At 61.5% G+C, this 10,241-nt stretch carries 9 protein-coding genes and 2 pseudogenes; 8 read left to right on the top strand and 3 right to left on the bottom strand.

What is annotated here, in order from left to right; translation table 11 throughout:
- A pseudogene (locus K2Y56_RS18330) lies at positions 1-647 on the top strand (IS5 family transposase); the annotation flags it as partial.
- A 33-nt stretch (positions 648-680) separates the two neighbouring features.
- Here the strand turns inward: K2Y56_RS18330 and K2Y56_RS18325 are convergent.
- Positions 681-1,508: pseudogene (locus K2Y56_RS18325) on the bottom strand (transglutaminase family protein).
- Between the two features lie 179 nt (positions 1,509-1,687).
- Between K2Y56_RS18325 and K2Y56_RS18320 the strand changes: the two are divergent.
- Positions 1,688-3,661: an AI-2E family transporter gene (locus K2Y56_RS18320; RefSeq protein WP_292510764.1), complete on the top strand. Its 1,974-nt coding sequence runs from the start codon at positions 1,688-1,690 to the stop codon at positions 3,659-3,661.
- Between the two features lie 632 nt (positions 3,662-4,293).
- On the opposite strand, the gene K2Y56_RS18315 is transcribed toward K2Y56_RS18320, so the two are convergent.
- The gene (locus tag K2Y56_RS18315; protein WP_292510761.1) at positions 4,294-4,464 is read right to left on the bottom strand and encodes a DUF3606 domain-containing protein; all 171 of its coding nucleotides are present in this window, start codon (positions 4,462-4,464) and stop codon (positions 4,294-4,296) included.
- Between the two features lie 43 nt (positions 4,465-4,507).
- Here K2Y56_RS18315 and K2Y56_RS18310 point away from each other — a divergent pair, with 43 nt between their 5' ends.
- Entirely contained in the window at positions 4,508-5,164 is a 657-nt protein-coding gene (locus K2Y56_RS18310) for a hypothetical protein (protein WP_292510757.1), read from the top strand.
- A gap of 317 nt (positions 5,165-5,481) precedes the next feature.
- Here K2Y56_RS18310 and K2Y56_RS18305 read toward each other — a convergent pair whose 3' ends face one another.
- Positions 5,482-6,102 (bottom strand): recombinase family protein, encoded by a 621-nt coding sequence (locus K2Y56_RS18305; RefSeq protein WP_292510754.1) that lies wholly within the window; start codon positions 6,100-6,102, stop codon positions 5,482-5,484.
- 402 nt (positions 6,103-6,504) lie between these two features.
- Between K2Y56_RS18305 and K2Y56_RS18300 the strand changes: the two genes are divergently transcribed.
- The 5 genes from K2Y56_RS18300 (at position 6,505) to K2Y56_RS18280 (ending at position 9,779) form a co-directional block, all read left to right on the top strand.
- Positions 6,505-6,732: an AbrB/MazE/SpoVT family DNA-binding domain-containing protein gene (locus K2Y56_RS18300; protein WP_292510751.1), complete on the top strand. Its 228-nt coding sequence runs from the start codon at positions 6,505-6,507 to the stop codon at positions 6,730-6,732.
- A gap of 13 nt (positions 6,733-6,745) precedes the next feature.
- Positions 6,746-7,138, top strand: coding sequence for a type II toxin-antitoxin system VapC family toxin (locus K2Y56_RS18295; protein ID WP_292510748.1), 393 nt, complete (start codon positions 6,746-6,748; stop codon positions 7,136-7,138).
- 27 nt (positions 7,139-7,165) lie between these two features.
- Positions 7,166-7,597: a hypothetical protein gene (locus K2Y56_RS18290; RefSeq protein ID WP_292510745.1), complete on the top strand. Its 432-nt coding sequence runs from the start codon at positions 7,166-7,168 to the stop codon at positions 7,595-7,597.
- A gap of 186 nt (positions 7,598-7,783) precedes the next feature.
- Complete coding sequence (locus tag K2Y56_RS18285; protein WP_063988387.1) at positions 7,784-8,842, top strand: HD domain-containing protein; 1,059 nt, start codon at positions 7,784-7,786, stop codon at positions 8,840-8,842.
- Positions 8,820-9,779, top strand: coding sequence for a hypothetical protein (locus K2Y56_RS18280; protein WP_292510738.1), 960 nt, complete (start codon positions 8,820-8,822; stop codon positions 9,777-9,779). Before K2Y56_RS18285 ends, K2Y56_RS18280 begins: the two co-directional genes overlap by 23 nt.
- Positions 9,780-10,241 lie beyond the last annotated feature (462 nt).

Genomic DNA, 10,241 nt, shown 5'->3' with positions numbered 1-10,241 from the left:
CGCATGGCCCGATGGCCACCCCAATCCCCGCCAAAGCGGTCCTCGAATTTACACCTCGTCCGCGGACGCTACCCGCGTGCCGGCGTCTGGGAGCGGCTTCTTCACCTCGTGCAGGAGCGCGGTGTCCAACTCGGTATGGTGTTCCTCGACGGCACGAACGTTCGGGCGCACCAAAAGGCGGCGGGAGCCGCCAAAAGGGGGGATCTGCAGCCGAGCGCCACGCTCGTGAAGCTGTTGGCCGCTCGCGTGGCGGCTATGGCACCAAGGCGTGCGTGATCGCCGACGGGCAGGGCCGCGCCATCGCCTTCCGGCTGGCGCCCGGTCAGGCCCATGAACTTCCTCACGCTGTTCCCCTGCTCGACCAACTGCCGGGGGTGCCCAAATGGGTCGTGGGGGACCGCGGCTATACCAGCCACGTCTTTCGCGAACACATCTGGGATATGGGCGCTCGGCCTGCGATCCCGCCTCAGCGCCACGAAGCGCCCGTGGCCTGCCCGGATTGGATCTACAACAACCGTAACCAGGTCGAGCGTCTCTGGGGTAGGCTCAAAGAGTGGCGCGCCATCGCCACCCGCTACGAGAAGACTGCCGTCAGCTTCATGGGCGTCCTCTCCCTCGCAGCCGCCCTCGATTGGCTCAGGCGATGACACGCCCTAGCAGGTAGAAGCGCCCAGTCTCGGTCACACTCCGCCGACGACCTCGTCGGTGTGTACCGCGAACCCGGCCAGCGAGGCGGGACCGAGGCTTGTGGTCATCGCGCAATCCGTGGCGTCGCGTCCATAGGCTATAACGATGCGGCCAATTCGTGGCTTATTATGCCGGGCGTCGAACGTGTACCAGCGCGGGCCAGTGGGCCCATGCAGGTAGACCTCGAACCAGGCGGGAAAGTCCATCGGCGCCGGGTCCTTTGGCACGCCAATGTCGCCGAGGTAGCCGGTGGCGTAGCGGGCCGGAATGTTCATGCACCGTCACAGCGTAATGGCGAGGTGGGCGAAGTCGCTGCACACCCCAACTTGCTGGTTGTGACCGTCGAAGGCGCTGCGGATGGCGTCAGCTTGCATGTAGTCGAAGCGCAGCCGGTCGTGCGCGTAGCCGACGATGGCCTGCACGCGACCCCAACCTTCGGGCGTCGAACCGAACAGGTTCCAGGCCGTTTGCGAGAGCTTGTCGGTGTCGCAGTAGCGCGAGCCGAGTAGGAACGGCAGTGCCTCGTCCGGTAGGTCCTGGACCGGGATCTGGCGGGCGTCGGGGGCGTAGTCGTCAGGCCTGCCGTAATCCTCAACTTCGAAGTCCGCCGACATCGCGATCTGGCCGCCCGGCACGAGGATGCGCGTGGCGACGTTGCCGAATGGATCGCGGAACTGTTGGAAGACTACCGGCGGATCGAACGTGATGACCTCGCGGCTGCGCAGGTCCGAGTGCCGCTTCGGGCGGACATTGAGCAGCAGCGTCATCGGCGTCGAGCCGAACGTGTCAAGGGCGACAGTGAAGCCACAACGGATGCGCATGGACGGCTCTCCATTCGAGTTCGCCCGTCCAGGCACGATATCCGCTACGGCAAGGTTCATGGAATAGGCATGACCCCCACGGATTCAACGATGATGACACGGACCTGCGAACGCGGCAGGACCGACGACGTTATGAGGAAGCACGCCGCTCCTTGCCCGGCTGCGAGGAGTTTTAGCGTATGCCGACAGCCGTGACGGACGCCCCGAAGCCGCCCGCCCAGGTGCCACCGCCGCTCGTGCCGGGCTTGCGCGGATTACTGACCCTCGCGGTCGGGGTTGTGCTGATCGCAGCGCTGTACTTCGGACGCGAGGTGTTCATCCCCCTCGTCCTGGCGGTGCTCCTTAGCTTCGTGCTGGCCCCAGTGGTCAACCTGCTACGGCGGATCAAGCTCGGGCGCGTCCCCTCTGTCATCGTCGCCGTGCTGCTCGCACTGACCGTCATCGGCGGCATCGGTGCTCTCATCGGCACGCAGGTAGCGGGGCTCGCTGGCAACCTGCCGCAGTACCAAGCCACGGTCTCGAAGAAGTTCGCCGGCCTGCAGCAAGGCTGGCTCGGTGAGGCCAATCGGGTCATCGCGAAGTTCAGCCATCAGGTTCACGATGCCACCCAGAAGGCTGATGCCGCCGGCACCACCGCGGCCACTGGTCCTGATGGCGACACCCCCAAGGCGCAGCTCGTCCGGGTGCAGGAACCCGAGATCTCGCCGCTCGCGCTGGCCGAGAAGGTACTGGGCCCGATCTTCGAGCCGCTGACCACGGTCGGCATCGTCCTTGTGGTGGTCGTGTTCCTGCTACTGCAACGCGAGGACCTGCGCAACCGCATGATCCGCCTGTTCGGGTCGAGCGACCTGCACCGCACGACGGTGGCGATGGACGACGCGGCCGGACGGCTCGGGACCTACTTCCTGGCCCAGCTTGGCATGAACGCCGCCTTCGGCATCATCGTTGGGGTCGGGCTGTGGTTCATCGGTGTGCCCAACCCGCTTCTCTGGGGCGTGTTCTCGGCGCTGATGCGCTTCGTGCCCTACATCGGCGCGTTCATTTCCGGCATCCTGCCGGTCGCGCTCGCCGCGGCGGTCGATCCGGGCTGGAACATGGTCATCGCCACCGCGGCCCTGTTTCTGATCGCCGAACCTCTGTTCGGGCAGGTCATCGAGCCGCTGCTCTATGGCCACTCCACCGGGCTCTCGCCCTTTGCGGTCATCGTCTCGACCCTGTTTTGGGGCTTCCTTTGGGGGCCCATCGGCCTGATCCTGGCCACGCCCTTCACTGTCTGCCTCGTGGTGCTCGGCCGCCACGTCGACAGCCTGGAGTTCCTCGACATCCTGCTCGGCGACCGACCACCTCTGACGCCGGTAGAGAACTTCTACCAGCGCATGCTGGCCGGCGACCCGGACGAGGCGCGCGACTTAGGCGAGGCGATGCTGAAGGAGCGCTCCCTGTCCTCGTACTACGACGAGGTCGCGCTGAAGGGCCTGCAGCTTGCCGCCAACGACTATGCGCGTGGCGTAGTCACACCTGCGCAGTTAGAAAACATCCGAGGATCGGCGCGGTCCCTGGTTGAGGACTTCGAGGACCACCCTGACGTCGAGCCTGCCGGCACGGACGCGACGGTCAACCCGAACGACACCCCGACGCTCGCCGAACGCGCGCATCCAAAGAACGAGGCTGTGCCAGGCCAAGCCCCGCCCCGTGAAGCACTGCCCGAGGCGTGGCGCGGTGAGACGCCAGTGCTGTGCCTGGCCGGACGAGGCCCCCTCGACGAGGCCTCCTCGGCGATGCTAGCGCAACTCCTGCGCAAACACGGGCTTGGCGCGCGCGTGACGGCCTACCAGTCCGCCTCACGAGAAGGCATCCGTGACCTCGACCTGTCGGGCGTGGCGATGGTGTGCATTTCCTACCTCGACATCACCGGCAACCCCTCGCACCTGCGTTACCTGCTGGAACGACTGAAGCGGCGTGCGCCGGGTATCCCGATACTGGTCGGCCTTTGGCCTGTGGGCGAGGGGGTACTTACTGATGCCGCGCTCGGCCGGCAGGTCGGTGCCGACGTTTATGTGTCGTCGCTTCGGGGGGCTGTCGAGGCATGCCTCAAGGCTGTCAATGGTTCGTCGATGGGCGGTGGGACGTCCATCGCGGCGAACGCGGCATAGTGGCGGGTGCCGTTTCCACGGGGGCCACGGGCGCCGCGCTGGCGGTGGCGGCGCCCGTGGCCCTGGTCGACCCACAGACCCGCGAGAGCTATAGCGAGCACTTCTCGAACGTCGGTAGCGGTTTCAGGGATACGGTCGGCTCGACCGTCGACCTCGCTGGTGCCCGGTCCGGGCCGTCACGGGCGCCGGACGTTAGGGGACCCATCGAACCAACATGGGTCGCTTTCGCCGCGTCACGCGTTGATGCGAGCAAGTCCGTGCCCTTCATCGTTGCCGATGTTTGACAGCCCGCGACAGCGATCCACCCCAAGCAGCGAGCGACCGGGATGCGTGGAAGGTCAAGGCCGAACAGGCCCGCCGCACAGGCTGATCATCGGAGGTGCCTCATACCGCCCCCTTGCCCACTCCAGACCGTCAAGGTAGTTGCACCAGGCGTGATGTAGAAGCCGGCCGTTGGCCCCGCTCACATCACGCAACTCCTGGGCTTTGGCAAGATTGGCCAGCGTGGTAGGGTTCAGGGACGCTATGAACGCGCTTTGCCCCTGGGAAGTCCGCTGGAGATGCAACAACGCCCTAGGCTTTTACCCAAGGCGCGTATGTGTCGTCTAACGAACCGGAAGCCTCATCGTGGCTTAAGGCGCGGAGTGACCCAGATAGGCTGCCACGCTGGTGATCCGTGAGCTCACCATACGGACAGCCTTTTGCAAGCGCTCTTCGGTGATCCCGAAATGCTGCGCCCAGCGCTGCCGGTCGCTGTGATCGAACATGTCGATATGCGTCTGATCCCGGGTCTCAGTCGGCATGGCGTCCTGCGATGTTCAAGGGGTGGGTCCAGCGAACTGGACGATGTCCAACAACGAGGAGCGTCGCAGGAAGTTTCCTCCAACAATTCCGCTTGGTCGTGAAAGGTGTTGCAGAGGGGAAACACATTGTCGCTCGCCGGCCCTGGCGCGGCGCGATGTGATCTACACGATTACGACCTACTCGATATACAATCACGCCGCAGACAATCATGAAGACAAGGCGAGCGGGATGGGCCGCGAGACTAAGGACCTACCCGGCATCAGCCGCATGTCGATCAACCATCGCAGGATGGCGCAACGGATCGAGTACCACCTAGGCACGCAGTCCCTCCAAAAGCCGATTAGCTATGAGGTTTTACACGATCTCGTGGAACGCGCCCTCATTATAGAAATGGTAGCAGCCGTACGATCCCGGAATGGCAAACCACTTGGGCCAATCAGTGACATCCGTCATCACATGCCGCAAAGCATCCGCGATAAGAACGGCTTGTCTGTTACGGCGAACGATATTCTACGGCATGCCAACGTTCCGATCGACACAGCCCGCTTAGCGTCAAATATGCTCTCACTGATGACCGATGAAGAGGGCATGCTTCGTCCTGGCCCCGATGTGCTGTCCGAAGCCCTAAAGCGCGGCATGGTGATCGAAATGAGCCTTGGAACGGAAGTCAACGCTAACGCAGCTCCTACACGGCACTAACGGCCGAGATCTTTCTCTACGGCCCTCGGTGCGTCCGTTAGCGAAGTCTGTAGGGCTTCCTCCTTGCAGACGCTTCAACGAAGAAGCGCAATCTCAAACAAGCGTGAACCCACCCCCCTTCTTACGAACCCCTCCCGGCGAAATCATTGATACGACGTGCAAGCCGATCAGGATCAGCAATCCGACCAGGGCAAAGCGAATACGATTGCGTAGATCCCGTACAACGCTGCGCCGAAACCGCAGAGGACGCGTACGGGATCTCTTTGAACGCATCATATCGTCCGCTGCCTGAGATACGATGGGTTTTTCACCAGCTGTTACTTTGGAGAGATCCTAAGGATCTTCATGGCATCTGGCCTGAAGCCTCCTTTGGGATCGACGTGGCGGTAGAGGGTCTGCCGGGTGATGCCGAGTTCAGCGCAAAGTTCGGCGATTTTCGTCTCAGGTTTTCCCATTGCCGCTTGAGCCAACCTCAGCTTCGCCGCCGTCATCTTCGGCTTGCGACCTCCACTTCGGCCCCGCGCTCGCGCGGACGCGAGTCCGGCTTTAGTCCGCTCGATGATGAGTTCACGCTCGAACTCCGCCAGTGCCGCGAAGATGCCGAACACAAGCCGGCCGTTGGCCGTGGTGGTGTCGATGTTGGCGCCCTGCCCTGTCAGAACCTTGAGACCGACCCCGCGCTTGGTGAGGTCGTGCACAGTGTTGATGAGGTGGCGCAGGTCACGGCCAAGGCGATCGAGTTTCCAGTTCGCGAGTGTATCACCCTCACGCAGCGCCTTGAGACAGGCGTCGAGCCCAGGGCGGCTGTCGCGTTTGCCTGAAGCGTGATCCTCATAGAAGCGATCAGGCTCGACACCGACGGCGAGGAGCGCATCGCGCTGCAGGTCGGTGGTCTGCGAGCCATCGGCCTTCGACACGCGCATATAGCCGAGCAGCATCAGGCCGCGATCCTCATTGGTCGTCCTGGAAGCATCCGAGCGCTGCCCGCTCCTCCGCCATCCAGTTTGGCTAACCTGGCACTGTCACGCAAACGAGCGATTGCGTGACAATGAAAGCGGCGTGCCTTCAACGGCACCGCTTATGTCTTACAAGCCGTCACTCTATCTACGTCCTACGAACCTTTGTGATTCGTGATTGAGTGACCCAGCGGTCGGTCGTTTTAGGCTCGAGATGCCAGATCCGTCCGTCTTTCGCTTCTGCCGCCATGCGAACCAAATTACAACGAGTCCTGGCGTCGACTATTTTCCCGAATTAGCTCTTCATTGCCCCCGAAAGCGCGCTGTGTCTTTCAAAGGCATATGGTAGTAATTTTGAAAATGGTATGATCTTGGACACATAGCATGAGTTCGCAGGCGGTGAAAATCGTCGATAGTGGCAAGCTGATCATTCTTGCTGCTTTCCGGCGCAAGCTCGGGATCGACACAGGCGATACCGTCGTCGTCGAACTCGGTGAGGATGGCTTGCACGTCCGATCGCTATCGTCGGCGGTGCGTCGTGCCCAGGAGATCGTGCGTGCGTTCGTACCAGACGAGGCTGATCTGGCCGAAGAGCTGATCGAAGACCGTTGAGCCGAGGCCGAGCATGAGTGAGTCCTTCGTCCTGGATGCCTCAGCGCTTCTTTGTCTCCTCAAAGGAAAGCAAGGATTCGAACGTGTCCTGGCCGCTCTGCCACGCGCATCGATCAGCGCCGTGAACCTGTCGGAAGTTTACGCCAAGCTCGCCGAGGTCGGCGGCTCGGAAGCTCGGATCGTACAAGCCATCGAGGGCTTGCACCTGCGGATCGTTCCCTTCGATGCGGCGCAGGCCTGCTCAGCCAGCATGCTGCATCCCATCACCCAGAACCTTGAGCTTTCCCTCGGAGACCGTGCTTGTCTTGCGTTGGCACGTCAGCACGGAGCCATCGCCTTGACCACGGATCCAGCCTGGACCGAGCTGTCCGAGACGCTCAATGTCACGGTCGAGCTGATTGCCTGACGGTTCAGGAAGAGGGTGCTATCAGCGATGCCCATCCGACGCGAGCACCGCTACTTCTATCCGATCGACTGGCGCGAACTCTCGGCCACGATCCGCTTTCGACGCGCGGGTGGAAGCTGTGAGGTCTGCGGCCGCCCACATGGACGCACGATCTATCATCTCGGTGACGGACGTTGGTGGGATGCAGCCATGGGTAGCTGGCGTGATGGGCAAGGCCGCCTGCTTCGAACGCTTCCGCGGATCGAGGATCTGACGCCCTTACGGGCCACGAGGGTCGTCTTGGCCGCAGCGCATCGCGATCACAACACGGCCAACAATGCCAATGGCAATCTCGCCGCCTTCTGTCAGCGCTGCCACATGAACCATGATCGGCCGGAGCACCGGCGCCGACGTTGGCGCACGCTGTATCGCCGGAAGGCCATGGGTGACCTGTTTGCCGGGCCCTACGGGACGCGATGACGGTCGCCTTGGCATCAAAACTCGATCAGCTGAGCCATACGAGGGTCCGCCTCCGACCCTTTTCAGTCCTTCGGAACGGCTGCTTTCCGGCAATCCACCCAGCTCCATGGGCTTCGCGCGAATGCCGTCGTAGAAGCGTGATCTCCGGTCTGTTTTGGGACCGTGGCGAGGTCGACGGGCGGATTAGTGGCAAGCGGTACGACCAGATACGATTTCGCGAGCCCCCTGGACGCCGATGGCGCGCAGTTTGGGGATGCCCTGATCGATGGCATAATGGCGAGCCGAGCCTTTAGACGATTGAAGGGTGTTCGGTTCCTGGGCGGCATCGACTACGTGCTGGTCCGGTCTCCCAACGGCAGCCGAGCCCGGTACTCGCGCTATGAACATAGCGTCGGCGTCGCCTGTCTAGCGGCGCTCCACGCAGACCTGCGCGATCTCTCGCCCGAGGACCGAAGGCTGTCCTGCGCAGCGGCGCTGCTGCATGACATCGGTCATGCGCCGCTTTCGCATTCCCTTGAACCGGTCTTCATCGAGCATTTCGGGCTCGGGCATCACAGAGCGACCGAAGAGATCATCTACGGCCGCGTCGCCATTGGCCGGGAGATCTCCAGCCTCATCCGAGAGCACGGTGTTGACGCTGATCGTCTCGTTGCGCTGATCGGAGGCAAGGACGACCGCTTCGACGGCTTCTTCGCGGGTCCGATCAACTTCGACACCATCGAAGGCATCCTGCGCACGCACTCCTACGCAAGGAACAGCGTCGCTACCCCGGACCCTCAAGCGGTCGTGCGCGCCTCCGTCCGACGCGCCGGCGACGTTGATCGGCAGCTCGTCGACGCCTTCTGGGGCTTTAAGCACCTAGTTTACACCCAGCTGATCAACGCCGAACTCGGCGTCCTCGCCGATGCGGCGTGTCAGCAGAGCATGCGGGACAACATAGTCAGCTTCACTCGGGACGACTACTTCACCGACGAAGCCGCAGCGTTCCGGAAGATGCCCGGTTTACGCGAGCTGCTCGTGCGCCGGGATTTCGGAGCCGAGGCGGCTAATCGGCTCGGACGCTCAATTGCGTTCAGACGGCGCAGCTTCTTCATCGACGAAGACACCGATTTCTTCTCGCGGCAGGACCGCGATCGCTATAAGCAGAGCAAGACCGGGCAGATCTTGAAAATCCGCGACGACCGTCGTCCCAAAACAACAAATTTAAACCGAGATCTTTTTGATGAAGACGCCATATCAACGTAGTTCTGATTTTTCAAACCAAAAACTGACCGAACTTCGAAGAAGTCTTGCAAACATTCCGCCAGAGACGGATGTCGTTCTGACCTGCGGTTCCTATGCCCGTCGGGAAGCATCACAAGCCTCGGACCTCGACTTCTTCGTGATTACACGGTCCAACACGAATTCCGACGATCCCAAAGCAGTGAATGCAGATCTGCCGTGGGTCGAGAGTGTGCATCACGCCCTTTCGGCCATCGTGCCGGTCGAAGCTTCAGCCGATGGAGCCTTCGGGGATGTGGTGAACCGCTCCTCGCTCCTTCTGAACATCGGCGGCGAACAGGATACAAACCACAACATCACCCGACGCATGCTCTTCCTGCTCGAGGGTGAAGCGCTGTTCAACGCGGACGAACTGAAAAAGGTGCGGCGCGAGATCCTAGAGCGCTACATCTCGGACAAGATGACAGATCACCAACTCGCCCTTTTCCTTCTGAACGACGTCATTCGGTACTATCGGACGATGGCGACGGACTACGAGTTCAAGACGGTCGAAACGGCCAAGCCGAAGCCCTGGGGCATCCGCAACATTAAGCTCGTCTTTTCGCGGAAGCTTCTCTACGCAAGCGGCCTGTTCAGCGTCGCGATGACCGCTGACAGGACGCGGGACGACAAAATTGAGCTCCTCGCCAACTATTTCGAGATGCCTGTCATCGACCGGATGGAGGAGATCTGTGGCAAGGAGCGGCTTGCCGGCGTCATGTCGAGCTACAACTATTTCTTGGATAGGCTCGAACGGTCGGAAATCCGTGAGCATCTGAATGTATTGAAGCGCGAACAGAGAGACGACGTCGTCTTCCGAGACCTAAAAAACGAAGGGCATCACTTTACGCGTGAACTGCTGAAGCTGTTTGAAAGCACCTTCGACAGCACTCACCCAATCAGGCGAGCAGTCATTTTCTGATGGCGACCCTTGATGCGATCCTGACGACGGTGTCGGACCCGTAAAATTTTATGCCGCTGCTTCGTTTGCCAAAGTGTTCGCAACAAGTTCAAATATCAGGAGCTTTTGACCACCAGGACTGACCATTCTGTACCAATGGCCACTGTCGGGAGAACGGCGGCCATTCCAGCGGCTTTGGCCGAAGGTCCGGAAGGGGTGCGAAGCAGAATGCCGGCTTTCGGGCGGCAACCTAATGACGGCTCGCCATCCACAACAGCCTGTCACGCTGTTGAGGTTTTGGCCCCAGTTCTTTTAGCTCTCGATCAGGTCAATGCCGGTCCCTGACACGTTCCTTTCGCGCCACCAAGCATGACAGGGATGGCAAAGAAATCGAGTTGGATCTGGGCGTGTTGATTTCCGCTGAGAGTTGACCCGGCGTTTTCGTTGAGAAGTGACCCAGGTTCAGGGGTTGATGTTTATCAT

Source organism: Methylobacterium sp. (assembly GCF_019745455.1).
Taxonomy (GTDB): Bacteria; Pseudomonadota; Alphaproteobacteria; order Rhizobiales; family Beijerinckiaceae; genus Methylobacterium.
Note: the sequence above shows the minus strand (reverse complement) of the source record. Positions and strands in the feature narration are given on the sequence as shown.